A 24,630-nucleotide genomic window follows, 5' to 3' on the forward strand; every position below is an offset into this window, starting at 1 on the left:
ACCTCATGGGACCGAGAGGGCCGCAGAAGTCGAACCGGTTAGTCCTCGCGGGGATCTTGCGAGCCGAGATCCTCCGGGTCGTCCGCCGCATGCCGATCTTGGGGGGAGTCGGACGACGGGGGAGTCATCGGATGGCCGCCTCGGGGGCCATGCGGGTGATGGTGGCCGTGATGGCTTCGTGGTCCAGGCCGGAAATCATCGTCCTCCTCGGGGTCGAATCCGGTCTCGCTCCATGGGTCGGGACCGAAGGGGAATCCGCCCGGGCCGAAGGGGAAATCGCCCGGTGTGAATCCTGGGAACGGCCCGCGCGGGCCGCGACCGTGATGCTGTCGGAACTCTCGGATCATTTCGTGGCGGGCCTGGAAATCATCACCCGACTCTTGCTCGAGTTGCTCAATGATGCGTCCGAGGTAGTCGGCGAAATTGGCCACTTCGTCGTCGCTCAGGCATTCGAGAAATGCGAGCCGGGAGGTGCTCTCCGCGCTGTCGTCCTGAGCGGCATCGCGTCCGGTGTCGGTCAGCGTGACCGTTACGGTACGCCGGTCGTTTGGCGAGGGTTCGCGGGTGACAAGGCCTTGGGCCTCGAGCTTGCGCAGCAACTCGGCCATGGATTGGCGAGACATGCCCATCAGGTAGGTCAGTTCGCGCTGGGTCATCTCGGGCTTGAGCTTCAGTACGGCGAGGATGCGGCCTTGGCCACCTCTCGGATCACGCCACGGCTCGCCTCCCGGCCTGCGTCTGCGTTGCCTGCGGAACTGCAGGACTGCGACTTCGCGCAGCCGCTCGGCCGCCAGGCGGCGGGTGTCAGATTGTTCGTATTCGTTGATGTTGTCAGTCATTGTTGATCGTCCTTTGTTTCGATTGGTCCTCACCTTCTGTCAGGTACCTGACAACAACTATGCGTCGGCTTTACTGATTAGTCAAGTACCTGACTAATTCTTGTGTCGAATGCATGGATCGCTAGGAGTCGAGCGCGTGGATGCCACGGTGTGCTCGATCCTGGCTGTCTTCCTATTGGACGATCTTCTTATTGGACGATCCTTGTCGCGACGCTCGTATGGTCTCGAGCGGTGCCAGGCAGGCCTGTTCTGCGTCCGTACTTCTTTCAACGTCGAGCGGATCCCAGGGCCGATGGGAACTGGGAACAAGAAGACTTCGTCCCCGGTCCCCATCGGCGCATCATCACTTGAAGAAGGGCCCGTAGTTTGCGCAGGCGCGATAGTCGGCGCCTTGAACGTCTGCGGTGCCGAACAATGCCCAGTTGCGCGGACGCATGATGTCGCCTTCCGACACGTTGTGCATCGACACGGGAATCCTGAGCATGGACGCAAGAGTGATGAGGTCGGCACCGAAGTGACCATAACCGATCGCACCGTGATTGGCACCCCAGTTATCCATGACCGAATAAGTAGAGGTGAAGGCACCCTTCCCGGTCAGACGAGGAGCGAAGAATGTCGTCGGCCAGGTGGGGTCGGTGCGTTTCTCGATGATGCCGGTAGCCTCGTCCGACAGCTCAACCGACCAGCCCTCGGCAAGCTGAAGCACCGGACCCAGCCCCTCCACCAGGTTGATACGCGCCATCGTCAAAGGCATACCGCCCCTGGTACGGAAATGGACGGAGAATCCACCGCCGCGGAAGTACGGCTTGTTGGACGGATGAAAGGTGGCGGCGTCGAGCGCTGCATCGACGTCCTGCTCGGTGACATTCCACCATTCCTTCATGCATGGCCTGCCCTCGGCATCGACCATGGCTCCGGTCGCGTCGATGGATGTGGCGCCGGAGTTACGAAGATCGAGGAATCCATCCTCGGCATGCTCGGGTACCTCTTCACCGGTCACCCGCTTGACCGCACTCGGGCTCCAGTAAGTGCGCACATCGGAGAAGAGCTGAGTGCGATTGGTCAACAGCTGGTTGAGTAGCATGGACGCGCCGTTGAGCGTGTCATTTTCGGTGGCCATCGTCAGAGGCTCACGTGGACCATTCCAGTCGAAAGTCGTATTGAGAAGGGTCTCCATGACGTCGCCGTTCGGCATGAAATCTGTCCATTGCCGTTGGCCTTGGAATCCCGAAACGATCGCATTGTGGCCTGCCGACTCCTCCTCGAAGCCGAGTTCGGCGAGCTTCGGATTGCCGAGCATCAAATCGCGAGCGATCAGTACCATCTTGATCGAGTAGTCCCACTGCTCTGTTCGCTGCTGGTCGGTGAGAAAATCCTTCTCGTCATTGGCCAGATCCTCGCCCTCGTGAAGGTGGCTCGCGGCCCATTGCCGGGCGGTGGAGTACTCCTCCGGATCATAAATGCCCAGTCGGATACGCCTCTCGATCTCTACCTCGTCGACCGACTCGACGCCGAGGCCTAGGTAGTTCCGGAAGAAGTGCGGATCGACCATCGAACCGGCGATGCCCATGCACTGCGACCCGATCTGCAGGTAGTTGCGCCGCTTCAGAAGTCCGACGGCGAGCGCGCTGCGCGCGAACCGCAGGATCTTCGCGGCAACCTCGTCCGGGATCACATCGTCGTCGGCTTCTTGCACATCTCGGCCATAGATGCCGAAGGCGGGAACGCCGTACTGAGCGTAGGCGGCCATCGCAGCGGCCAAGGTGACCGCACCCGGTCGCTCGGTTGCGTTGAGGCCCCACACCGCGTGCTGGATCGTAGGATCCAGGTCCAGGATTTCGGTGACGTAGTCCCAGCACGGAGTTACCGAGAGTTCACCGCAGATCGGCTGCTTGGCGAACTTCTCCGAGCATGCGGCCGCCTCGCCTGCGCGTCCGATGGTGTCGTCCGCGATAACACAGCGGACCGGCGTACCATCCGGATATCTGAGCGCGCCGCTGATGAGATCGGCAGCAGCATGCGCCATCGCCATGGTCTTGTCTTCTAGCGTCTCCCGGATTCCGCGCCGCCGGCCATCGATGATGGGGCGGATTCCGATGACTGGATTCTGCATCTTTCACTCTCCCTTGAGCTGGACTTCGACCGGCGCTGGTCTGATCGCCGGAACTCGAACCGGTACTGAGCGAAGGGCTCCTTACGGTCGCATAGTAATCGGTTGCTCAGATGCTAGGTCTGTTGCGCGGGGCTGTCAACGAAGAGGGTGTTGACTTGCTGAGCGCTATTGCGCGCTCAGTTCGCCTCGGCTCGAATGCGGAGAATGGCCTCGGACGACCCCACCGATCTGGTCAAGCTAGATCAAATAGGCAAGTAAAACCGATGTTCATGAGATGGCTCGAAGAGACTTCCGAAGCGACGCCGCGTCGGGCCATCCTCCTGATCGGCTCTGCTCGACGATGCGGCAGGCGACGATTCGGGAACTCGCGAGAGCCTGGCTGTTGACAGCCGGTCGAGCCGAGAGTCACAATCAGAGCAATCGGTTTCACAAGGCTGTGAGGCGAACATATGGGTAATGAAGCTATACGACTCCGCAACAGCGGTGCGGTCACGGCTATCGCCGTCGACCTGGGCGCATCCGGCGGCCGCGTCGTGCGCGCATCTTGGAATGGCTCGCACCTTCGCCAGCAGGTCGTGCACAGGTTCGCGAATGTTCCCGTACACAGCAACGGCCGCCTCTCCTGGAATCTGGACGAATTGGTCACCCAGATCGGATACGGCATCGACCTTGCCAATCAGCTCGGCTCCGTTGAGTCGGTCGGCGTCGACGCTTGGGGAGTCGACTACGGACTTCTCGACGAGGCGGGTGCCTTGCTCGCGGCCCCGGCATGTTATCGGGGCGACCCTGCCGCCGATGTCTTCGCCTCGCGTACGGCCGACGAGAACAGACGGTTGTATCAGTGCTCCGGCGTCATGCCCATGTCCATCAATACCGTCTTTCAACTGACTGCAGAATCCCTGGATCAGCACGGCCATCTGGCGCAGGCAGCGATGCTGCTGATGACTCCGGACCTCGTTCACCATGCCCTTTGCGGGTCCCGGGTCTCCGAACAAACGATCGCCTCGACCAGTGGGCTGTTGAATCTGGGCTCGCGGACCTGGGATCACCGGCTCATCGCGGACGCAGGACTACCACCGGGTATCTTCCCCGAGCTGGTCGCCGCAGGACAGCCGGTCGGTGAACTTCTGCGTCCATCGGACAAGAGCTCTCGTTCGATCCAGGTGGTTGCACCTGCGTGCCATGACACCGCGGATGCCGTGGTGGCCGCTCCACTGCAAAACGACACGGAGGTGTTCGTCTGCACGGGGACCTGGTTCCTGGTGGGCCGCGAAACCCGGGAACCGGTGACCAGCCGGGACGCGCTGGACGCGGGCCTTTCAAACGAGTGCGGTGTCGGCGACAGCACTCTGACAATGGCGAATGTGACAGGGCTGTGGATTTTGGAGCAGTGCCGAGCGCATTGGGCCGAGCAGGGCATCGATGTCTCGTACGAGCGCCTCAATAGTCTTGCTGCTTCGGAGCAGGCGGGCCGTTGGCTGTTCGATCCCGATTGCCCGATGTTCGACCATCCCTACGACATGCCTGCCGCGATCCGTTACTACTGCAAGCGAACCGGGCAAGAACCGCCGAAGACGGTTGGCGAGATCGCTCGGGCGATCGTGGACTCCCTGGCCGCGCGCTGTGCTCAGGTGATCAAGGATCTGGACACCGAGCTCGGTTCCTCCGCGGCGGTCGTCGTGGTGGGCGGGGGCACCCGGAACGAGCTACTGATTCAGGCGATAGCGAGCTTCTCGGCCCTGCAGACGCGCGTGGGCCCGGCGGAGGCGACGTCCGCAGGAAGCGGGGCGATCCAACTGATGGCCGCAGGCGAATTCTCCTCCATCGAAGATATCCGCGCGGCAATCCGGACGAGCACCGGTCAGCGAAAGTACCAACCGCAGAACACGGACGTGTATCGCGAGGCGTTCGCTCGGTGGCAGAGCATCCGGGCGCGGGGCCGAAGCCTCGGGCTCGGGCACGAAGACGATGAAGGAGCACGAGATGGCATTACTTGGAATTGACCCCCTGCTGACAGGGGAATTGCTCGGACAACTGGACGCGATGGGCCACTCCGACGCCATCGTGGTGGCGGACGCACACTTCCCCGCGCAACGGCTGGGCAGACCGGTCGTTGAGCTGCCGGGACTCGCGGCCCCACGTGTGGCAAAGGCCATACGATCGGTGATCTTGCTGGATGGCGAAGGCTCGACTCAACTCATGGAGACCGCCGACGGCAACCTCTCGGACGTCCAATATGAGCTCATCCGAGCCGTCGGGATCGACGACCCGTCCGTGGTTCAGCTGGTCGAGCGTTTTGCGTTCTACCGTGAGGCTGCTCAAGCAGCCGTGGTGGTGCGCACGGGCGAGAGCCGTCCCTACGGAAATCTCATCCTTCACAAGGGAACATTCCCGCTGGCCACCGCCGGGGGCGAGGTTCGATGAACGGGGCGGCAACGACGGGCGGCGGCACTCCTTTGCTGGAGGCCCGTGGGGTCGGCAAGACGTTCCCGGGCGTCAAGGCGCTGGAAGGCGTGAACTTCACCCTCGGCTACGGCGAGGTACTGGGGCTGATCGGCGAGAACGGAGCCGGCAAATCGACGCTGATGAACCTGCTGACCGGTGTCTATCCGATGGAGTCGGGCGAGTTCCTTTTTGAAGGGAAGCCGCTGGAGGTCACCGGCGTGGCCGATGCGATGAAGAAGGGGATATCGATCGTCCATCAAGAACTCAGCCTGACTCCGGACCTCACCGTTGAACAAAACATCTACATCGGTCGAGAGCCACGCAAGGGCCCATTCCTGGACAAGACAACACTGCATCGTCACGCTGTCGAATTGCTCGACCGGCTACACATCACCATCGATCCCACTACGCCCGTCTCGAGAATGTCGGTGGCCCATCAACAGATGGTCGAGATCGCGAAGGCGCTGTCCTTCAATCCGCGCGTCCTCGTCCTGGATGAGCCGACCAGTCCTCTCAACGATGCGGAGGTGGAGGCCCTCCTGGCGTTGGTTCACGACTTCATCACGCCGCAGACCGGCGTCATCTACATCACGCACCGGTTGGAAGAACTGAACGAGGTTTCGAACAGAATCACCGTCTTACGCGATGGGCGCACCGTCGACACCGTTACCACCAAGGACACCACTCAAGGCCAGCTCGTTGCGAAGATGGTCGGACGCAGCATCGACACCTCGCGCAAGCCGGAGCCCATCTCGTCCGACAGCCCAGTGTTGCTCCAAGTGGAGAATCTGTCCACGGCGACGCTGTTGAGAAACGTCAGCATCGACGTCCACGCCGGCGAGATCCTCGGTCTGGCGGGTCTGGTCGGTGCCGGCCGCACCGAACTCGGCCGGGCCATCGTCGGCGCTGATCCCATCTCCGAAGGGACGCTTCATCTGCGGGGTAAGAAGGTTCACCTGTCGACTCCGGCGATCGCGGCTCGTCACCGCGTCGGCTACCTTTCGGAGGATCGCAAAGATCTCGCACTGCTGCTGAGCCAATCGGTCACGCACAACGTGGCGTTGTCGGCCATGCAGGAGAAGTTCACCAGAGTGGGATTCGTCAATGACAAGGCGATGACGGCCGAGGCGCAGGCGCAACGTGGTTCCCTTCACATCAAGACGCCGACCGTCGATCAGCTGGTTCAGAATCTGTCCGGAGGCAATCAGCAGAAGGTAGCCATTGCACGTTGGCTGGCGAAGGACTGTGACGTGCTGATCTTCGACGAGCCCACCCGCGGTATCGACGTCGGCGCGAAGGAAGAGATCTACACGCTGCTCGAGAAGCTGGCTGCGCAGGGGCGGGCGATCATCATGATCTCCTCCGAGATGCCGGAGATTCTCCGCATGTCCCACCGCATTGCAGTGATGTGCGAGGGACAGCTCGAAGGAATCCTCACGGCAGAAGAAGCCACCCAGGAAAAGATCTTGCACCTTGCCACCCGCACGCAGGCCGATGACATCGACGTGCGAGCGATCACACCCATCTCTGAAACGGAGTCAGCATGAGTACTGAAGTGAAGGAACCAGAGCCGGTCACGGCAGCGTCCGAGAAGCGATCGAGGATGACCAAGGGGCTCTATCAGTTGCTGGCCTTCGGCGGCCTACTCGTCATCTACGCCTTCTTCGCGCTCATCAGCCCGAGCTTCCGCACGAGCGGCAACCTGATCTCCATCCTCTTCTCGGCCGTGGTGATCGGGATCTTGGCACTGGGCGAACTGTTCGTGATCATCACCGCCGGCATCGACCTGTCGGTCGGGACGGGCATGACGCTGATGGGAGTCCTATCGGGATTGGTCGTGGTGAATGCCGGAATGCCTGCCTGGGTCGGCGTTCTCGCAGCATTGGGCGGCGGCATGGTGATGGGATGCATCAACGGGCTGGCGGTGTCATACCTGAAGCTGCCGCCGTTCATCGCCACCTTGGCCATGATGATGATCGCCGAGGGGCTCGCACTGGTCGTGTCGGGCAGTGCGCCCATCTACTTCGACCAGGATCCCAGCTACGGCAAGATCTCGACGGGCGAGATCATTCCGGGCATCCCGAATGCCCTGCTGGTTTTTCTGGTTGCTGCGATCATTGCGTCGGTCGCCCTCAACAAGACCATCCTCGGACGCTATGACGTTTCGATCGGATCCAATGCCGAGGCAACCCGCCTGTCCGGCGTCAACGTCAAGAAATGGACCGTCGCGATCTATACGCTGGCCGGCGTATTCACCGGTTTGGCCGGTGTGATGATCTCGGCACGATTGTCCTCGGCGCAACCAGCCGTGGGCACCGGTTACGAAATGAACGCCATCGCTGCGACAGTGATCGGCGGCGCATCGTTGGCCGGCGGCAAGGGTTCGGTATCCGGTGCCGTCATCGGCGCACTCATCATCTCGGTCATCAACAACGGCCTGCAGATCGTCGGGGTCCCACAGGAATGGCAGACCGTCGTCTTAGGTCTGGTCATCATGGGCGCGGTGATGCTCGACAGCCTGCGCCGTCGCGGCAACTAACCCTGCGCGTGAGCGTCGCCGCTCCGACGAATTTCGGACGCCCGGGCTCGCAGCACCTTTCTTTCCTCACAGACTTCACACAACACACCACAAAGGAGACACAGATGTCACGGCAAACAAAGAAGCTTGCAGCGCTTGCCCTGGTAGGAGCGCTGGCTCTGTCCGCCTGCAGCGGCGGCAGTTCGGGAGACACCAGCGGCGGCGGAGGAGACGACCAGCCATATGTCGCCATCGTCTCGAAGGGCTTCTCCCAGCAGTATTGGCAGATCGTCAAGAGCGGTGCAGAGGACAAGGCAGCGGAGCTGGGCGTCCGCATGACCTTTGTGGGCCCGCCTGACGAGTCTGCGGTCGAGGATCAGATCCAACAGCTGACAGACGCATTGGGATCCAACCCGGACGCCATCGGATTCGCCGCCCTCGATAGCCGCGCAGCCGCACCGCTGATGGACCAAGCCCAAGAACGCGACATTCCGGTCGTCGCCTTCGACTCGGGCGTCGACAGCGATATTCCTGTCGCGACCGTCGCCACGGACAACAAGGCAGCGGCCGCGGAGGCCGCCGAGCACATGTCAGACCTGCTGGGAGGCAAGGGAAAGGTTGCCGTCATCGGCATTGACCAGACGTCGAAGTCAGGCGTGGACAGGCGGGACGGTTTCGTCGAGTGGATGACGGAGAACGCTCCGGACGTCGAGGTGCTGGAACCGCAGTACGCGGAATCCGATCAGACCAAGGCTGCCGATATCGCAAAATCGTTCATTCAAGCGAACCCCGACCTCGATGGCATCTTCGGCGTCAACGAGGCTGCCGCAACCGGTATGGTCAAGGGTGCCCAGGAAACCGGCAAAGAGGGCCTGACCCTGGTCGGCTTCGACTCCGGCACGGCTCAGGTGAACTTCGTCAAGGACGGCACGATGGCCGGCGCCGTGACCCAGAATCCCTACGGAATGGGAGAACAGGTCGTCCAGACCGCCGTCGACGCGATAAACGGTACGACCGTCGAGAACTTCATCGACACCGGATTCTATTGGTACGACCAGTCGAATATCTCTGATCCGGAGATCGACAAGTCACTGTATTACTGACGATCCACAGGAAGAAGGAATCACTGATGCTGTTGGCCAAGGCGCGCGAAGAGATCGCGTCCCGGTGTGCCGCATTCGGTTCGGATGGACTGGTGGTGGCGACCTCGGGCAACATGTCGATTCGGCAAGGGGAACTGGTGGCGATCACGCCCACCGGAGTCGATTACCGCACGATCACGCCGCAAGACGTGGTGGTGATGGACCTGGAGGGCACTGTCGTCGACGGTGATCTCAAGCCGAGTTCGGAATGGGAACTCCACCTCGGGGCTCTGCGGGCGACCCAAGATGCGTCGGTCGTCCACACCCACTCGCCGAACGCGACAGCGGTTGCGTGCCTCGACGGCATCCGTGAGGTTCCGGCCGTGCATTACTACGTCGCGATGTTCGGCGGAACGACGCTGCCGGTGGCACCGTACGCTCGCTACGGGACGCCGGAACTTGCGCACCAGGTTGAACAAGTGTTGGCCGGTCATACCGGGGCGCTGATGGCAAATCATGGCGCTGTGGTCACCGGCCCGGGTCTTGCGGGTGCGTATGTCAAGGCACAGGAGGTGGAGTGGCTGTGCGATGTCTACCTGAAAACCCTGACGGCAGGACGGCCGAGCATCTTGTCGCAAGCACAAGTGCAAACGGTGATCGATGCGCTTGACTCCTACGGGCAATAGACCACGCTACGCCGTGCGATGGTTGGCGAAGCCTCGGCTGGATTCCCGTTCGACCAAGGTGGGCTGAAGAACCAAATGCTGTGACGGAGAGTCGGGATGCGCCGACCGGGCATTGAGTAGCTGCGCGGCGGCGATCCCGATCTGTTCGACCGGTTGGCGGATGACGGTGACCGACGGCTGGACCAAGGTCATCCACGCCTCATCGTCGGTGCCCACCAGGCCGATATCGCGGGGCATCGAGAGCCCGCGGCCCTTGATCGCTCGATAGGCGCCCGCGGTGGTCACGCCGTAGCCGGAGAAGATCGCGTCGGGGGCGTCCGGCTGGTTGAGCATGTTGGCAACCGAGAATTCGCCGGAATCGCCCCGCAGGTCGGTCTGGGAGACCATCGCGTTCGGCAGATCTATCCCGCGTTCACGCAGCGCCGTCCGGAATCCCTCAAGCCGATGCGCCATCGAAGAAACGTGGCGTGGCCCGGCCACGCAGCCGAACCGGCGATAGCCCTGGGCAGCGAAATGCTCAGCGGCCAGCCGCCCGATGAGTGCATTGTCGACGACCACGGAATCCCCGTCGTAGCCCTGAACCAATCGATCTATGAGGACGACAGGGATGCCGGCACGCGTGAGCGGCGTGAGATCGGTACGTACGGCGGAAGCAGCAGCTATGGCGACCCCAGACATCCGGCGTTGGATCACGGCGTTGATGTAACGGTTCTCACGGTCGACCTGCTCGTTGGTGTTGCACAGCATCACGGAGTATCCGAGATACTCGGCGGCCTCCTCCATCGAGGCCACCAAGCGGGTGAAGAACGGATTCTCGATGTTGGACACGATGATCGCCCAGGTATTGGTCACCTGACGCCGCAGGGCCATTCCCATGAAATTGGGAACATATCCGGTCGCTTCGACGGCCTCGTGTACCCGTTTGGCCATCTCGGGATCGACGGTGGACTTGCCGCTGAGCACGCGGGAGACTGTCGCCGAGGACACCTGGGCGGCTGCTGCGACATCCTTCATCGTGACCGGACGGGGCAACTTGCCCTGCATAGCTGTCCTCCAGGTCGCCTGTACACTCTGTTCGAGAAATCGTATACCCGCGGGCGCCTTCCGGACGCGAAACTGGCCGCAAGCAAACCATCTGGCGTTGTCGTCACCTGGTCAAGGTGGCAGACATGAAGTCTTCGACGCCGTCGAGGATGGCCTCGAATCGCCAGGAGTTCACCAGGTCGAAACCGTGTTGGGCGCCGGGCAGCTCGGCATAGACCACCCCCGACGGTGATTCTTCGCGTAATTTCGAAACCAGCGCACGGGAGTTCTCCACGGTCGCGTTGTTGTCGGTGGTGCCATGCGTGACGAAGAACGGCGGCGCCGACGAAGCGTCCATCACCAGCGGGTCCGAGGGCAGCGGGTTGTCCGGGCCCCAATCGAAGTACGGGCCGTAATAGCCGTACAGCCCGATGACCGCGGCGACAGAGGTGTCGGACGACTCGAAGCCCGGCTGGAATCGCGGATCGTGCTGGCTGAACGCTGAGATGGCGCTGAGGTGCGCGCCCGCCGAACTGCCTGCCATCACCACCTGCCTGCCGTCGCCTCCGTAGTCGGAAGCATGATCGTGGGTCCAGGCCAGCGCACGCTTGGCGTCCGAAAGATGGTCGAGGAAACCTGCCCTCGGACGCAGCCGATAGTTCGCGCTGACGCACACCCAGCCCTGCTCGGCCAGCCGGTGGAGCAACCCTTGGGCCTCCCAGTGCTTGCCACCCATCGTGTAGTAGCCACCGTGCAGATAGAGCAGCGCCGGCCCACTCACCTGCTGGTCTTTGCGATGGTAGACATCCAGCCGCTGCAGTCGGTGATCGCCGTAGGCCAGATTGCGATGACGCACCACCGAACGCGGACGCACGGGGAACGGCCACAGCGCAATCAGCCACCCCGGCCGGGTGCCGCGTCCGGGAGCCGATTTCACCGGGCTGATGCCGCCGGCACGAAGGGCCCCAGCGACGATCGTCCGGGAGCCTCGGGCACGCCATCCGATGGCGAACAAGATCCCGCCGACGATCAGCGTCAGTACGGCGGCGATGACGACAGCTTCCGGCGTGTGAAAGTCTCCGCTGACGATCGAGATCCCTAGCCAAATCGGCAATAGCAGGGCGGCGTAGTGCGGAACCTCGTTCACCGCCATACCCATGAAGTAGGTGATGCTGGCGAGCCCCCTGGGACGCTGCGGCTGCCACCAAGCGGCCATGGCGAACAATCCCAGTGCGATGATCGAAAAGTACAGTCCATAGGGCATCTCCGGATCTCCTTCCGGAATCGCTTTTCGGTGTCCTTCCACCGTAGCCCCGCCGCGGTTGAGGCCGCGAGTACCAGTTTGGTCAGCGTCAGCTCGGGGGCGAGTTCCAGGTGCGCACGGCGGCATGCACGTCGTGGTTCAGGCTGGCTCCGACGAGAGTGCCAAGCCCGATCGCGAGCAGCGAGACGAAGACCTGCACCAGTAGTGCGAGTGAGCCGGTCTCGGCGGCGAATCCGCTCATCCCGATGAAACCGAGCGCTCCGGGAACCAGCAGAAAGTACCCCGCCGTACGCAACACGACGGTTGCGGGGGCTCCACGGAAACGCTGCACCGCGCGTCCCAGCGGCTCCAAGACCAACGACCCGGCGAAACCCGACAGCGCCGGCCCGACGATGAACGATCCGGCGAACTGTGCGGCATAAACAACCAGCAGCACGAACAGAATCCAGCGCAGCGCTCCCTTGGGCGCGACCATGTACAAGGTGAATCCGATACTGGTCAACGCCACACCGACCCAGGGCGCCCACAACCCGAGCATGGCCGGCGCACCGGGAGTGGCCGGCATGTCGACCAGCTGCCAGGCCGCGTAAACCCCGAACGCGAGCAGCCCGAGTTGGGCGAATCCGTAAACCAACCGGCTGGCTCCCGCTACGACTTGGCTGCTGGCCAACTCCACCGCGGCAACCGTGAGCATATGGCCGGGCAGGAAGGCCAATAGCGCCGGTGCCACCAGGCGCAGCGGATCGTCCGGAACCAGGCGGGCGAACGTGAGCAGAGTGAGCAAGGTCAGCAGGAATGACGTGAGCACCGGGAGCATCACCTGAACCGATGCGCGTCCTCTGGTGAAGGTCACGGCGAGCCCGACCAATGCCCCCATGATGAGGTAGCCCGGCAAGGCGGTGGCCGTCGGATTGATGACCATACCGAAGCCCAGCGTGAGAATCGCGTGTCCCAGCACCATGACGCGGCGGCTGAATCGCGGAGGTTGTTGCTCAATGCGAGATAGCTCTCGGATGGCCTGCTCGGGCTCGGGATGATCGCGAACCACCCGCGTCACGAGCTGCTCGGTTGCGCCTGCCTGGTCGAGGCGGTAGCTACCCGAAGCAAACGGGAACGCACTGGTGTGCTCCTTGAGCGGATCGTCCACCAAGATGGACGTCGGCAGCACCACCATGCGTAGATCGGGGCGTTCATAGACGCGGGCTATCTCGCTCAACTGGCGTTCGATCTCGCTGGTCGGCAGTTGCGAGGCGAGCATCGCCAGCCCCAGCCTGCCGATCAGCTCGGGGATGGACATGCCGACATGCGCGGGTGCTGTGGGCGCCTCGTGCTTGCCCCAGGTGCGGGCAATCCGAAGCAACCGTCGCATCACGAGATGGTCGGTGTTTGGCCGAGTTCTTATGACGCGCTTTCCGGATCGCTTCGGCGTCGGGGGAGTGCGCAGGTTCTCCGTCGGCTGAAAAGCAGGCAGGGAGGTCTTGGTGACCGACGGCAACAGCGTCGTCGACTCGTCCATGCCGCTAGGGGCATGCGTGGTGGCCGCGGTGATTCCGCTGGTCAACTCCGAGTTCTGGCGCGTACGCACTCCTGCCTCCCTGGCGGCGATGATGGCTGGTGGTCCCCGAAGAATCGGCGAGGACGGCTCACAGTCTAGCTACCGCTCAGAAGACGAAATTCGGGGGAGTGAGCTGCCGAAGGCCCCCGGTGAGAGGGCTGCTACGTCGTCCGAAGACCGCGTCAGGGATCCGACTGGGCGGCCGCGACTAGGAGGCCGTTGCTCTGCGGGAAAAGCCGAATTCGGACGCCGTTGCCGAAAAACCCCGTGATGCCTTGACCCTGACACCGTGTCAGGTTGTTGGGTGTAACTATGGATGAGCGCACCACCAAACTGAGGCGGCTGCTTGAAGTGCCCGAGTCGTCGGCGCGGTTGCAGGCCGCACTTGCCGCGGGCACCGACCCCGCGACGGCCGACATTCCGGTGCTCGTGGAGCGTTGCCGCGTTGAGCCGGACTTCTACGTCCGCGACATGCTCACCTGGGCGCTGACCCAGCATCCTGCCGACGCCACGGTGCCGAGGCTGCTGGACGAGCTCCGCATGCCGCAGGTACCGGGCGACCTTCTTTTGCACGGTCGCGCGCAGGCGCTGCATACCCTCTCGAAGATCGGGGACGCCCGGGCCTGGCCGGCTGTCACCGATGACCTGCTGGCCGATGCGGACGACGAGGTCGCTCGCGCTGCCTGGCGGGCCGCCGTGGTTGTGGTGCCCGACGACCAGCGGGAAAGCCTCGCGCAGCGGCTGGCAGGTCAGCTCGGCAGGGGAGACCGCGCCATGCAACTCTCGCTGAGCAGAGCGTTCGTCGAACTCGGATCGGCCGCCGATCAGGCCCTGGCGCAGGCTACCGACGACAAGCGCGAGGCAGTACGGCTGCACGCGCTCGCCACCCAGCGGCTCGTCCAGGACCCGGATTCTGGCTTCGACGCCGCGGTCGCCGAGGCCAAGAGGTACCTTGCCGTAGGTTCGTAGCATGCAGATCGGTGAGGTATCCAGACGATCCGGCGTGAGTGTGCGGATGCTGCGGCACTACGACCGGATCAACCTGGTGCGTCCGAGTGAGCGAACTGCGTCCGGCTACCGTGAATATTCCTCGGAAGACCTGCGGCGGCTGTTTCAGGCCGAGGCGTTGCGAACCCTCGGCCTGACGCTGGCGCAGGTGGCCGAGGCCCTCGATGCCCCGGATTTCGCTGTCCATCAGACGCTGGCGCAGCTCGTCGACCGCACCCGGGATCAGATCGCTGCCGAGCAGCAATTGCTGGGGCGGCTCCTCGAGATCGACTCCACGGCGCCGCAGGACTGGGGCGATGTGCTCGACGTCGTCTCCCTGCTCACCGGATTGCGGTCGGCCAGCGCGAGTGAACGCCAGGAGTCGGCGCTTCGTGCCGGACGAGAGCCCGCGTCCCTGCTGCCGCAATTGGTGGACGCCTATCTGGCCGAGGACGAAGCTCACGCGTCCGGTGCGCTGCGCTGGGCGATCGCTCAAGCGCCGGGGGACGCGATTCCGCTGCTCGCGGCCCATGCAGCCGACCCGGATCAGGCGACTCGCAGCCGCGCTGTGTCGGCCTTGTCCAAGCTCGGCGGCGTGGCGGCTGCGTCGGCGCTCGGGCCCTTTGTCGATGATCCGGACCCGCGCACCGCGGCACGCGCGGTGCTGGCGATCGCGTCGACCGAGCTCGAGCTCACGGCGCCGCAACCCGCTGAGGCATCGGTAGCCGGCCAGATCCTGCGGGCGGAGGATGAAGAACGAAACGCGGCGCACGCGCAAGACGGGCAAGGCGACACCGCCGATCGTGATCGAGTGGTGCCGACAGCTGTCGGCGGCCGTATGGGAAGCGGCATCGATTCGTCCGATCTTCGAGACCGGCTGGTGCAGATGATCGTCGACGGCATCGACGATGTCGCGGCGTCCGAGGTATTGGGAAGGCTGGCCGCCCGCTCGGCAGCGGCGGCGACGCAGATCGTCGATGTTTTGCAGGAGCGGATCGGCGAGCTTCAGCGCGCAGCTCCGACCGATCCGCAAGCTCGTGGACGCCTGGTTCAGGCCCTCGGCGAACTACCTGGGCAGCAGACGGTCGAGTTGCTGCAGACTTTGACCGGCGACGATGACCCCGCGGTCGCCATGACTGCCCGCTATCTGCTGAATCGGACCGGCCTTGGCTCGACGACGGGCACATGCCCATAATTGGTCAGTGACTCCCAGACGGCCGACCGAACCCGAACCTGACAATTCGCCCAGATACGCGCCACCGGTCGACCTCAGCAAATTCGCGATCGTGTCGATCGCCGCGGCCCTCGTCACAATCGTGCTGAAAAGCGGGGCCGCTTGGCTCACCGGATCGGTCGGCCTGCTTTCGGACGCGGCGGAGTCGCTGGTCAATCTGGTCGCGGCCGTCGTCGCCTTCATCGCCTTGAAGGTGAGCATCAAACCTGCGGACGATAATCACCCCTATGGCCACAGCAAGGCCGAATACTTCAGTGCGGTGGTCGAAGGGACGATGATCTTCGTCGCCGCGGCGTTCATCATCGTCAGTGCGGTGGAGCGGTTCATCAATCCGCGGGAACTGGAACAACTCGGGTTGGGCCTGGCGATCTCGGTGCTGGCGGCCGTCGTCAACGGCGCCGTCGGGCTACTCCTGCTACGCAAGGGACGCGGCAGCGGCTCAGCCACCCTGGTTGCCGATGGCAAACATCTGCTGACCGATGTCGTGACCTCGGCCGCGGTGCTGATCGGCGTCGGGCTCGTGGCGCTCACCCATCAGCCACGGCTGGACCCGATCGTCGCACTGCTCGCCGGCGTCAACATCTTGTGGACGGGCATCGGGCTGATCCGTGACTCGGTCAACGGCTTGATGGACATCACGCTTCCCGACGAAACCAACGAGAAACTCGAAGCGGTGCTCGACAGATTCCGCAGACCCGGGGCGATCGAATTCCATGCATTTCGCACCCGGCGGGCGGGCAACCGTCAATTCATGGACGTGCATGTGTTGGTGCCCGGCACCTGGAGTGTCTACCGGGGCCACGACTTTACCGAGGACCTGATCGACGCGATCGTCGAAGTGGTGCCGGATATTCGCGTCTCGGCCCATCTCGAGCCGATCGAGGATCCTCGCTCCTATGCAGATGAGGACGACTACTGAGACGGCTCAGCAATCGTCCTCGTCTGCGCAATGTCAGCTGTGCAGCACCCGGCGAAACCAAGTACGGCTCGCAAACGGGCACTTGTGATCAGCGGCGCGAGGAGGCGAGCACCAGAGTGCTCGTCTCCCCTTTTATCGCATCATTCGCTTTTGCGCTCGACCTCGTCGGGTTCGCCTTCAACCTCAGCCGCAGCATCGTCGAGGGCATCGGCCATCTCGGTCGCGTCGGCGACAACGTCATCGGCGGCCTCGGCCGTTTCCGGGTCCACAGGCTCGTCCGCGGCCTCCTCGACCGGCGCGTCCTCCTCAACGGCAGCTGCCGAAGCCGACGAAACGAGAGGCTCAGCCGCTCCCTCGTCCTCGACGACGGTGACATCCGAAGTAACGGCTTCGTCGACGGCCGGTTCGGCTGCCTCGTCCTCTGTTTGGGCAACAGCCTCCGGCTCGACCGCGACGACGGTGGCGATGCCGTAGTAGCCATAGAGCTCGGCTTCTTCGTCCGCGTCAAGATGCTTGTCAGGGTCGACCCGGGGGGCTTCCTTGACCTTGTCGGCTGCATACGGGGTGGTGATCTTGCCGTCGGCGACGACAGCCTGTTCCAACGGTACGAAGGTCTCCTTCAACCCGAACAGTCCGGTCTTGACGGTCACCCAACTGGGCTGACCGGTCTGGTCGTCCAGGTAAACCTGGCCGACACTGCCGACCTTGTCGCCGTTCACGTCGACGACGTCGCAATTGAAAAGCTCTTCGTAAGCGTTATCGGCCATAGCGGCAATCCTTTCGTCTCGTCCTAGCCTAGAGCCCCCTGCGCCCGGACGGCGCGAACGGCAGACCGTAATGCCGCAGAATCTCTGCCTCTTCGGTCGGTGGGGCCCCGGGATCTTCCACTCTTGTCGCGTTGCACAGGCGTCTGGGCCGTTCGAGCCGCGAGACGCCAGATAGTCTTCCGCGCCCGGCGTTCTCAGCGTGTCGTGCCGGGATCGATGTCTTCGCTGATCGTGCCCCGCTCCAGCCGGAGCCAGCCACGCCGGTGCGGATCGAAGCTGAACCGCAGCTGATCATGGTGCATGATCGTCCAGGTGACGATGATCAGCCCGATCGCGACGATGACGACGCCGAATCCGATGGTCGCCTGCGGACCGATATTGTCGCCCAACCAGCCGACGATCGGCGAGACAAGCGGGGTGACGCCCATCACGACCAGCCCCCACAGCGCCATCACGCGTCCACGCATCTGGGCCGAGGTTGCCGACTGAACCATGGTGTTTGCCGTCACCATCACGGTAATGGTGGCGAACCCGGCGGGTATCTGCCAGGCGACGAACCATCCGAAGCCGGGCGCGAACATGGCGAGCAGGTTGAAGGCGACATATCCGAACATGCCGCCCAATACGTAACGCAGGCGTGGACGCGCACGCCCGGCCGACCACAGCGCCGCAGCCAGCGCGCCGGCACCCATCATCGAACCGACGATGCCGTACTGGCCGGCACCTCGTCCGAAGTATTCGGTGGACATGACCGCGTTCGAGATCTGGTAATTGAAACCGAGGCCACCGACGATGAGCCCACAGGCGAGCAGGATCATGATGTCGGGTCGATGCCAGGCATAACGCAGGCCCTCACGGGTACCGCCGCGGCCCTTGACCACCGGGGCAGGATGCAGTTCCTTCTCCCGGAGCAGCATCAGACAGGTGATCATGACGACGTAACTGAGTGAGTCGACGGCCAGCGCGTAGCCGGTGCCGAGCAATTCGATGAGCAGGCCGGCGATGCCGGGGCCGAACAGCCTGGCCGCGTTGAAGCTGGCGGAGTTCAATCCGATCGCGTTCGGCAGGTTCTTCTGTGGCACGACCTCGCTGACGAATGACTGGCGCGCGGGATTGTCGAAGGCATTTGACAGACCGTCGTTGGCCGCCAGCAGATAAACCATCCACAGCTGCGCGTGCCCGGTCAGAACCAGGGTGGCGAGGATGATCGAATCCATTGCCAGGACCGACTGGGTGATCAAGAGGATGCGCCGCTTCGGAAAACGGTCCGCAATCGAACCCGCCCAAGCCGTGAGCAGCAATTGTGGGGTGAACATGATCGCGGTGACCAGACCCAGCGCCGATGCGCTGCCATCGGTCAATTCGACGAGCACCAACCACGAGATGGCGGTTCGTCCGACCCATGAACCGATGTTGCTGGTCAGGGCACCTGTGAAGTAGCGGCGGTAGTTCGGTACGGAAAGGGAGCTGAAGGTCGCGATCATGTCAGGCGTAAGGCTACGCCAGATGCGCTCCGTTCACCCACCGGGCCCGGAAAATTTTACAGTCCGCGCAAAAAATCTTCGTCCTCGTCCGGTGGACGCATCTCGCCGGGTGGTGGGCGCCGTCCGGGAGGAAGCGGGCGTCCGAAAAACAGCCAGGCCAACGGGCCAACACCAGGAAGGCAGATCACTACGACCGCCCACAACCATTTCGGCGCACGCCGTACCTCCCAAGCACGCGCTTGGGCAACCTCGATCGTGCAGTAAATCGTCAAAGCGATAAGCACGATGATCGGTACTATGCGGGCCATGGCTCCAGTCTACCTAGGGGTCTTCAACCGGTGATCCTGGCGGGCTCGTAGCATGGCGGCGTGGCTTCTCGCGTACGCCTGTGTGATCCGGACGAAGTGGCTCGGCTGTTGCCCGCCGCTCTGGACGGTGAGTTCGTGCTCGCTCCGGTGGCCGACCGGCGTACCGCCGAACTGATCGATCCGTCGGTTCCGGTGAGTGAACCGGAGGCGGCAGTCATCGTGACCACTTCCGGATCCACCGGGAGTCCCAAGCAGGTGGTCTTGTCGTCGGGTGCGATCCGGGCGTCCGCGGCGGCGTTTCGGCAACGCTTCGGCGCCTTCGAATGGACGAGCGAGTTGTCGCCCACACACGTCGCGGGGCTGATGGTGGTTGCTCGTGGCCTACTGGATCGTCCGTTCGTCGCAGGACGCCGGGCGATCTCGATTGTGCCCACCCAGCTGGTGCGGGCGCTGCGCACCCGGGCGGACACCGCCGAACTTGCCGGTTATGACGCCGTGCTGGTCGGCGGGGCGGCCGCGGACCCGGCGCTGCTCGAGCAGGCACGCCGTGCCGGAATACCGGTGCTGACCAGCTACGGCATGAGCGAGACCTGCGGGGGAGTCGCGTTCGACGGCGTGCCGCTTCCGGGCGCCGACATCGGCATAGCCGAAGACGGCCGGATCAGCATCGGCGGACCGATGCTGTTTTCCGGCTACCGGATGGACCCGCGCGCCACCCGGGCGAGCCTCGTCAACGGCAGGCTGGTGACCCACGACCGTGGCGAGTGGACGCGGGACGAAGCCGGCGAGCCGCGGCTTAGGCTGCTCGGACGCGTCGACGATGTGGTGATCTCGGGTGGAGTCAACGTCGACCTGGCCGAGTTGCAGCGGCTTCTCGACGCCCACAGTGACCGACCGGCAAAGGTGGTCGCGGTGCCGGACGCCGAGTGGGGCTCCCGAATTGTACTGGTGACTACCAGCGATGATCGTGATCTTGCCGGCTGGCGCGATGAACTCCGAGAGCATCTGGAGTCGGCCGCGCTCCCGCGCCAGCTTCTTGTGGTGGACGCGTTCCCTTACACCGCTTCCGGCAAGCTGGACAGGCAACGGCTCGTCAACTGGGCCGACGATCAAGCCGCGGGCTGACCACTCGGCCGGCGTTCGTACGAGGGTTGTGGCGTTCGAGGCCGGGTCGGCGGATCCAGGTTCAGCGCGCATCTCGCCCGAGAGTCGTGTCGTTCGGCCTCAGGCCGTGCAGAACCTTCCGCGATCGGGCTGTGGTAGCCCTCATTCGGTGATTCACTAGGAGAGTTGCTGAGGCGGGGCGTCGATCGGGGACGGTTTCGCACGCAGTAACAGGCGCATTCGTGGCAGGATGATTCCTGGTGCCGGGGCCGGATGACGTTCGGGCGGGGCTATCGGGGTCACAAGCGGGCGCAATCGTCCGATGGATGTGGGCCCAGGCGAGATATGGGAGGAAGGAACCGTGGCGAGTGCCGCCGAGTGGATCGAGGGGGCGCGGCTGCGTACCTTGCCCGCAGCGATCTCGCCGGTGCTGGCAGGCGCCGCCATCGCCGTGGCCGAATCCGGATTCAGCGTCGTCCGTACCCTGTTGGCGTTGCTGGTGGCGCTCGCCTTGCAGGTCGGGGTCAATTACGCCAACGACTATTCGGACGGCGTGCGCGGCACCGATGCCGCCAGAGTCGGACCGCAACGGCTGGTCGGTTCGGGCGCGGCGCGTCCGGGGCAGGTCAAATATGCGGCCTTCGGCTGTTTCGGTTTGGCCGGGATCTTCGGCCTGATCCTGATCGTTTTGTGCGGCCAGTGGTGGTTGCTCGCGGTGGGCGTGGCCTGTGTGCTGGCCGCCTGGTATTACACCGGGGGTAAACACCCATACGGCTACCTGGGGCTCGGCGAGGTCTTCGTCTTCGTCTTCTTCGGCCTGGTCGCCACCGCCGGCACCGCCTATGTGCAGATCGGCCGCGCGCCCTGGACGGCTTGGACGGCGGCGGTCGCCATGGGGGCGCTGGCCTGCGCGGTGCTGGTCTGCAACAACCTCCGCGACCTGGAGAACGACCTGGTCAGCGGCAAACGGACGCTGGAGACCCGGCTGGGCGATCGAGGCAGCCGAGTCTTTTATGTTCTGCTCGGTGTGGTCGCGATCGCGATGGTCGTGGTCACCGCGGCAGGCACCACCTGGTGGGCGCTTGCCGGATTGGCTATGGTCGTTTTCTTGGTGCCTGCGTCCCGGCAGATCGTGAACGGTGGCCGGGGCATGGCGCTGGTTCGCACATTGAAGTTCACCGGCTTCGCCGAACTGGCCGGTGGCACGGGGCTATTTCTCGGAATGCTGATCGGAGTGTGACATGTTCGCCGATGTCTTCGACGAGACATTCGTCTTTAGCATCGATATGCGGGCGCGGTTCCGCAATATCGAGCATCGCGAGGGGATGCTGGTGCGTCGCGGTGATCTGTGGAGCGAGTGGAGTCCCTTTCTCGAATACCCGGACGAAGAGGCCGCGACCTGGTTGCGGGCGGCGCTCGAAGACTGCGCGGCGGGTCAGGCGCCATCCGCACCAGCCGATGACCTGGTGGACGACGTACCGGTGCATCGCAACCGGATGCCGGTCAATGTGACGGTTCCGGTGGTGTCGCCCAGGCGCGCGGCCGATTTGGTCCGGGCGTCCGGATGCCGCACCGCGAAGGTGAAGGTGGCCGACCCGAACTCTTGTCTGTCCGATGATCTGGCCAGGCTGGCCTCGGTGCGCGGCGCTCTCGGCCCGGAAGGCAACCTCCGGGTGGACGCCAACGGCGCCTGGACGGTCGATCACGCCGAACATGTGCTCGAGGCGATGGCCGGTTTCGATCTGCAATACGTCGAGCAGCCGTGCGCGAGCGTCGAAGAACTCGCCGAACTGCGCGAGCGGCTGAGCAATGCCGACACTCCGGTGGCCATCGCGGCCGATGAATCCATTCGCCTGGCCGATGATCCCGACCGGGTGGCGGAACTGGGGGCAGCCGACGTGATCGTGCTGAAGAATCAGCCGCTCGGCGGCCGGCGGCGCTGTGTGGAAATCGCCGAGCGACTCGGAATGTCGGCAGTGATCAGCTCGGCGCTGGAGACCAGCATCGGCATCTGGGCGGGGCTTCGTGCCGCGGCGGCCTTGCCTTCGCTCGATCTGGCGTGCGGGCTGAACACCGTGAAGTTGCTGGCGGACGACGTCGTCGAACAGCCGCTGATCGCCACCGACGGCTACCTCGACCTCGGAGAACGGCCACAGCCGTCTGCGAAGGCATTGAAAAAGGTGAAGGCGGACGCCCACCGGCAAACCTGGTGGCACGACAGGCTCGATCGCTGCCTGGAACTCGTGATGGCCGAGCAGCGATGAGTTCTGCCCGGCTGGGACTGGCGATCGCTGGCGGCCTGGCGTCCGCGGGTATCCGGAACGTGGTCGTGTGCCCCGGATCCCGCAGCACCGCGGCGGCGGTCGCTTTCGCCCAGCTGGCCGCGCGAGGCGAACTAAGGCTGCACACCCGAACGGACGAACGAGGCGCCGGATTCTTGGCGCTCGGGCTCGCCAAGGCCGGCGGTGCCGCCGCGATCGTGGTGACCTCGGGCACCGCCGTCGGCAACCTGATGCCGGCGGTGATGGAAGCCCGGGCGGCCGGAGTATCGCTGGCGGTGATCACCGCGGACCGGCCAGCCACCCTGATCGGTACCGGTGCGAACCAGACCACCGATCAGCTGGGAATCTTCGGACGCCAGGTGGTCGCCGGCCTCAACCTGGCGAGCAGCGACGACGCGCCCAAGGCCTGGGCATCGCAGCTGACGCGGGTGCTGGCCTGCTGTCTCGGCGTCCGTACCCGCGAGCCCGGCCCGGTGCACATCAACGCCGCCTTCACCGAGCCCTTCCTCGATGCTGAATCATTAGATGAAAGTGATCCGGTTGGCGACATCGACCCGACGAGCGCTCGATCTCCGTCGGTGAACCGAAGCAGATCTGATGATCGTCCTGCTTTGGTTGGCGATGATCCAGCGGGAACAGGCGAGAGATCAGGCCAGGTTGCGTCGGGCAGCTCGGTCGTGCTTGAGGACGATGTGCCGGGGATGGCAGTGGGGCCGGGAACTGCCGCGACGGGTGACGTCGTGCCTTCTCAATGCGCGGTTGGCGGCGGAACAGAGTTCTTCGCGGGCTCGGCATTCTCGGTGTCGGCTTCTCGTCCCGCTCTCCCGACGAGGCTTGAGGCAGGGCCGCGAACCGTGGTGCTCGCGGGCGACGCCCCCTTGGCTGTTGGACGCCGGGCCCGGGAGCTGGCCGAGCACGCTCGCGTGCCGTTACTGGCCGAGCCCTCCAGCAACGCGCGGTCGGGCGGTTGCGCCATCGCCCGTTACCGCTTGTTGCTCGATGGCGAGGTGGGAAAGCGGATCGAAAGGGTCCTGGTTTTCGGACATCCGACCCTGTCGCGTCCGGTATCGAGGCTGATCTCCCGAGACGATGTCGAACTGGTGATAGTCAGCGACCGGGCGAATTGGCCCGATCCGGGCTGGTCGGCCAACCAGGTGGTCGACGATGTGGAACTCGAACCGGCCGACAACGGCGAGTGGCTGGACGAGTGGAAGACCGCCGATCGGCAGGTGCAGAAAAACCTGCTGACCGGTACATCGCCTGCCGGTGAACGAACGGGCTCCGGCCAGCTGGGTGAGGCTGGAGCGCCCGTTGCCGCTACGGCGGATGAGCACCGCGCCGATCCCGAGAGTCGGCCGGCACACCCACATACGGCACAGCCAAGTCGGGGCTGGTCAGAGTCCTGCTCGAAACCGACGGTACCGGTAAGTGAACGTCCGGTCACCGGGCAGCAGGTTGCGAACGCGGTGGTGGCGTCCACGCCGGAGAACCTGGTCTTCGGAGCCTCGAACCTGATCAGGAACGCCGACCTCGCTCCGATTCCCGCCGCCACGACGGACAGCACCGAGACGGCCTGCTGGGCCAATCGCGGGCTTGCCGGAATCGACGGCGTGATTGCCACCGCCACCGGGATCGCGCTCGCTACCGCACAACCTGCCACGGTGCTGCTCGGCGATCTCGGATTCCTGCACGACGCGGGATCACTACACATCCCGGCCGGGCAGCCGGTGCCCGACCTGCGCGTCGTGGTCGCCGACGACAACGGCGGCAGCATCTTCTCCACCCTCGAAGTCGCCGACTCGCCCTATTACGACGAGCTCTTCGCGATGCCCCACGGGCGCGACCTCGCCAAGGTCGCCGCAGGATACGGCTGGCCGACCACCCGTATCGACAGCATCGACGAGTTGACGGTGCAGCTGAGCGCGCCGCCGCACGGCATCGAGATCGTGGTGGCAGCGATCACAGATCGGTCCTGAACTCGCGGGCAGGTCGAGGTCTGGGAGTGGTGTGGGTTGCCGGA

At 64.1% G+C, this 24,630-nt stretch carries 21 protein-coding genes; 13 read left to right on the plus strand and 8 right to left on the minus strand.

The genetic code is table 11. From position 1 onward, the window contains the following. Positions 1-38: 38 nt before the first annotated feature. Positions 39-839 (minus strand): MarR family winged helix-turn-helix transcriptional regulator, encoded by an 801-nt coding sequence (locus tag QQ658_RS01655; protein ID WP_286025953.1) that lies wholly within the window; start codon positions 837-839, stop codon positions 39-41. A 343-nt stretch (positions 840-1,182) separates the two neighbouring features. Then, entirely contained in the window at positions 1,183-2,952 is a 1,770-nt protein-coding gene (locus QQ658_RS01660; RefSeq protein WP_286025954.1) for an L-fucose isomerase, read from the minus strand. A 449-nt stretch (positions 2,953-3,401) separates the two neighbouring features. Between QQ658_RS01660 and QQ658_RS01665 the strand changes: the two genes are divergently transcribed. From QQ658_RS01665 to QQ658_RS01690, 6 genes are all read left to right on the plus strand, one after another. Continuing rightward, positions 3,402-4,955: a rhamnulokinase gene (locus QQ658_RS01665; protein ID WP_286025955.1), complete on the plus strand. Its 1,554-nt coding sequence runs from the start codon at positions 3,402-3,404 to the stop codon at positions 4,953-4,955. Further along, positions 4,936-5,376: an RbsD/FucU family protein gene (locus QQ658_RS01670; RefSeq protein WP_286025956.1), complete on the plus strand. Its 441-nt coding sequence runs from the start codon at positions 4,936-4,938 to the stop codon at positions 5,374-5,376. Before QQ658_RS01665 ends, QQ658_RS01670 begins: the two co-directional genes overlap by 20 nt. Continuing rightward, on the plus strand, positions 5,373-6,944 hold the full coding sequence (locus QQ658_RS01675) for a sugar ABC transporter ATP-binding protein (protein WP_286025957.1): 1,572 nt from the start codon (positions 5,373-5,375) through the stop codon (positions 6,942-6,944). Before QQ658_RS01670 ends, QQ658_RS01675 begins: the two co-directional genes overlap by 4 nt. Continuing rightward, positions 6,941-7,936 carry an ABC transporter permease gene (locus tag QQ658_RS01680; RefSeq protein WP_286025958.1) on the plus strand — a complete coding sequence of 332 codons (996 nt, stop codon included), beginning with the start codon at positions 6,941-6,943 and terminating at the stop codon, positions 7,934-7,936. The genes QQ658_RS01675 and QQ658_RS01680 overlap by 4 nt, the downstream gene beginning before the upstream one ends. A 104-nt stretch (positions 7,937-8,040) precedes the next feature. Next, the gene (locus tag QQ658_RS01685) at positions 8,041-9,018 is read left to right on the plus strand and encodes an ABC transporter substrate-binding protein (RefSeq protein WP_286025959.1); all 978 of its coding nucleotides are present in this window, start codon (positions 8,041-8,043) and stop codon (positions 9,016-9,018) included. Between the two features lie 26 nt (positions 9,019-9,044). Next, positions 9,045-9,683, plus strand: a complete 639-nt coding sequence (locus QQ658_RS01690; RefSeq protein ID WP_286025960.1) for a class II aldolase/adducin family protein — start codon at positions 9,045-9,047, stop codon at positions 9,681-9,683. Between the two features lie 6 nt (positions 9,684-9,689). Here the strand turns inward: QQ658_RS01690 and QQ658_RS01695 are convergent, their stop codons facing one another. From QQ658_RS01695 to QQ658_RS01705, 3 genes are all read right to left on the minus strand, one after another. Further along, positions 9,690-10,727, minus strand: a complete 1,038-nt coding sequence (locus QQ658_RS01695) for a LacI family DNA-binding transcriptional regulator (protein ID WP_286025961.1) — start codon at positions 10,725-10,727, stop codon at positions 9,690-9,692. A gap of 103 nt (positions 10,728-10,830) precedes the next feature. Continuing rightward, positions 10,831-11,970, minus strand: coding sequence for an alpha/beta hydrolase (locus QQ658_RS01700; protein WP_286025962.1), 1,140 nt, complete (start codon positions 11,968-11,970; stop codon positions 10,831-10,833). 88 nt (positions 11,971-12,058) lie between these two features. Continuing rightward, positions 12,059-13,555, minus strand: coding sequence for a threonine/serine exporter family protein (locus tag QQ658_RS01705; RefSeq protein ID WP_286025963.1), 1,497 nt, complete (start codon positions 13,553-13,555; stop codon positions 12,059-12,061). Between the two features lie 282 nt (positions 13,556-13,837). Here QQ658_RS01705 and QQ658_RS01710 point away from each other — a divergent pair, with 282 nt between their 5' ends. The 3 genes from QQ658_RS01710 to QQ658_RS01720 are packed head-to-tail and all read left to right on the plus strand — an operon-like array spanning position 13,838 to position 16,665. Continuing rightward, complete coding sequence (locus QQ658_RS01710; protein ID WP_286025964.1) at positions 13,838-14,494, plus strand: HEAT repeat domain-containing protein; 657 nt, start codon at positions 13,838-13,840, stop codon at positions 14,492-14,494. 1 nt (position 14,495) lies between these two features. Continuing rightward, complete coding sequence (locus QQ658_RS01715) at positions 14,496-15,707, plus strand: MerR family transcriptional regulator (RefSeq protein WP_286025965.1); 1,212 nt, start codon at positions 14,496-14,498, stop codon at positions 15,705-15,707. Positions 15,708-15,714: 7 nt separating this feature from the next. Beyond that, positions 15,715-16,665, plus strand: coding sequence for a cation diffusion facilitator family transporter (locus QQ658_RS01720; RefSeq protein ID WP_286025966.1), 951 nt, complete (start codon positions 15,715-15,717; stop codon positions 16,663-16,665). Between the two features lie 140 nt (positions 16,666-16,805). Here QQ658_RS01720 and QQ658_RS15485 read toward each other — a convergent pair whose 3' ends face one another. The 3 genes from QQ658_RS15485 to QQ658_RS01735 form a co-directional block, all read right to left on the minus strand. Continuing rightward, complete coding sequence (locus tag QQ658_RS15485; protein ID WP_502928926.1) at positions 16,806-17,432, minus strand: PRC-barrel domain-containing protein; 627 nt, start codon at positions 17,430-17,432, stop codon at positions 16,806-16,808. 194 nt (positions 17,433-17,626) lie between these two features. Beyond that, a complete protein-coding gene (locus tag QQ658_RS01730; protein ID WP_286025967.1) occupies positions 17,627-18,916 on the minus strand; it encodes an MFS transporter in 1,290 nt (429 codons plus the stop codon). Between the two features lie 56 nt (positions 18,917-18,972). Further along, a complete protein-coding gene (locus QQ658_RS01735) occupies positions 18,973-19,224 on the minus strand; it encodes a PLD nuclease N-terminal domain-containing protein (protein WP_286025968.1) in 252 nt (83 codons plus the stop codon). Positions 19,225-19,284: 60 nt separating this feature from the next. On the opposite strand from QQ658_RS01735, the gene QQ658_RS01740 reads away from it, so the two are divergent. From QQ658_RS01740 to QQ658_RS01755, 4 genes are all read left to right on the plus strand, one after another. Then, on the plus strand, positions 19,285-20,349 hold the full coding sequence (locus QQ658_RS01740; RefSeq protein WP_286025969.1) for an AMP-binding enzyme: 1,065 nt from the start codon (positions 19,285-19,287) through the stop codon (positions 20,347-20,349). A gap of 340 nt (positions 20,350-20,689) precedes the next feature. Then, positions 20,690-21,568 (plus strand): 1,4-dihydroxy-2-naphthoate polyprenyltransferase, encoded by an 879-nt coding sequence (locus tag QQ658_RS01745; protein WP_286025970.1) that lies wholly within the window; start codon positions 20,690-20,692, stop codon positions 21,566-21,568. A gap of 1 nt (position 21,569) precedes the next feature. After that, entirely contained in the window at positions 21,570-22,592 is a 1,023-nt protein-coding gene (locus QQ658_RS01750) for an o-succinylbenzoate synthase (RefSeq protein WP_286025971.1), read from the plus strand. After that, entirely contained in the window at positions 22,589-24,586 is a 1,998-nt protein-coding gene (locus tag QQ658_RS01755; RefSeq protein ID WP_286025972.1) for a thiamine pyrophosphate-binding protein, read from the plus strand. The genes QQ658_RS01750 and QQ658_RS01755 overlap by 4 nt, the downstream gene beginning before the upstream one ends. The last annotated feature ends 44 nt before the right edge of the window (positions 24,587-24,630 follow it).

Origin of the sequence: Propionimicrobium sp. PCR01-08-3 (genome assembly GCF_030286045.1) — a bacterium.
In the GTDB taxonomy this organism is placed as follows: domain Bacteria; phylum Actinomycetota; class Actinomycetes; order Propionibacteriales; family Propionibacteriaceae; genus Brooklawnia.

Excerpts from the sequence above, each read along its gene's own strand:
- QQ658_RS01700 (WP_286025962.1), bottom strand. The coding sequence starts at position 11,970 with ATGCCCTATGGACTGTACTTTTCGATCATCGCACTGGGATTGTTCGCC.
- QQ658_RS01675 (WP_286025957.1), top strand. The coding sequence starts at position 5,373 with ATGAACGGGGCGGCAACGACGGGCGGCGGCACTCCTTTGCTGGAGGCC.
- QQ658_RS01750 (WP_286025971.1), top strand. The coding sequence starts at position 21,570 with ATGTTCGCCGATGTCTTCGACGAGACATTCGTCTTTAGCATCGATATG.
- QQ658_RS01755 (WP_286025972.1), top strand. The coding sequence starts at position 22,589 with ATGAGTTCTGCCCGGCTGGGACTGGCGATCGCTGGCGGCCTGGCGTCC.
- QQ658_RS01715 (WP_286025965.1), top strand. The coding sequence starts at position 14,496 with ATGCAGATCGGTGAGGTATCCAGACGATCCGGCGTGAGTGTGCGGATG.
- QQ658_RS01695 (WP_286025961.1), bottom strand. The coding sequence starts at position 10,727 with ATGCAGGGCAAGTTGCCCCGTCCGGTCACGATGAAGGATGTCGCAGCA.
- QQ658_RS15485 (WP_502928926.1), bottom strand. The coding sequence starts at position 17,432 with ATGGCCGATAACGCTTACGAAGAGCTTTTCAATTGCGACGTCGTCGAC.
- QQ658_RS01665 (WP_286025955.1), top strand. The coding sequence starts at position 3,402 with ATGGGTAATGAAGCTATACGACTCCGCAACAGCGGTGCGGTCACGGCT.
- QQ658_RS01690 (WP_286025960.1), top strand. The coding sequence starts at position 9,045 with ATGCTGTTGGCCAAGGCGCGCGAAGAGATCGCGTCCCGGTGTGCCGCA.
- QQ658_RS01735 (WP_286025968.1), bottom strand. The coding sequence starts at position 19,224 with ATGGCCCGCATAGTACCGATCATCGTGCTTATCGCTTTGACGATTTAC.
- QQ658_RS01680 (WP_286025958.1), top strand. The coding sequence starts at position 6,941 with ATGAGTACTGAAGTGAAGGAACCAGAGCCGGTCACGGCAGCGTCCGAG.
- QQ658_RS01670 (WP_286025956.1), top strand. The coding sequence starts at position 4,936 with ATGGCATTACTTGGAATTGACCCCCTGCTGACAGGGGAATTGCTCGGA.
- QQ658_RS01730 (WP_286025967.1), bottom strand. The coding sequence starts at position 18,916 with ATGATCGCGACCTTCAGCTCCCTTTCCGTACCGAACTACCGCCGCTAC.
- QQ658_RS01710 (WP_286025964.1), top strand. The coding sequence starts at position 13,838 with ATGGATGAGCGCACCACCAAACTGAGGCGGCTGCTTGAAGTGCCCGAG.
- QQ658_RS01660 (WP_286025954.1), bottom strand. The coding sequence starts at position 2,952 with ATGCAGAATCCAGTCATCGGAATCCGCCCCATCATCGATGGCCGGCGG.
- QQ658_RS01685 (WP_286025959.1), top strand. The coding sequence starts at position 8,041 with ATGTCACGGCAAACAAAGAAGCTTGCAGCGCTTGCCCTGGTAGGAGCG.
- QQ658_RS01655 (WP_286025953.1), bottom strand. The coding sequence starts at position 839 with ATGACTGACAACATCAACGAATACGAACAATCTGACACCCGCCGCCTG.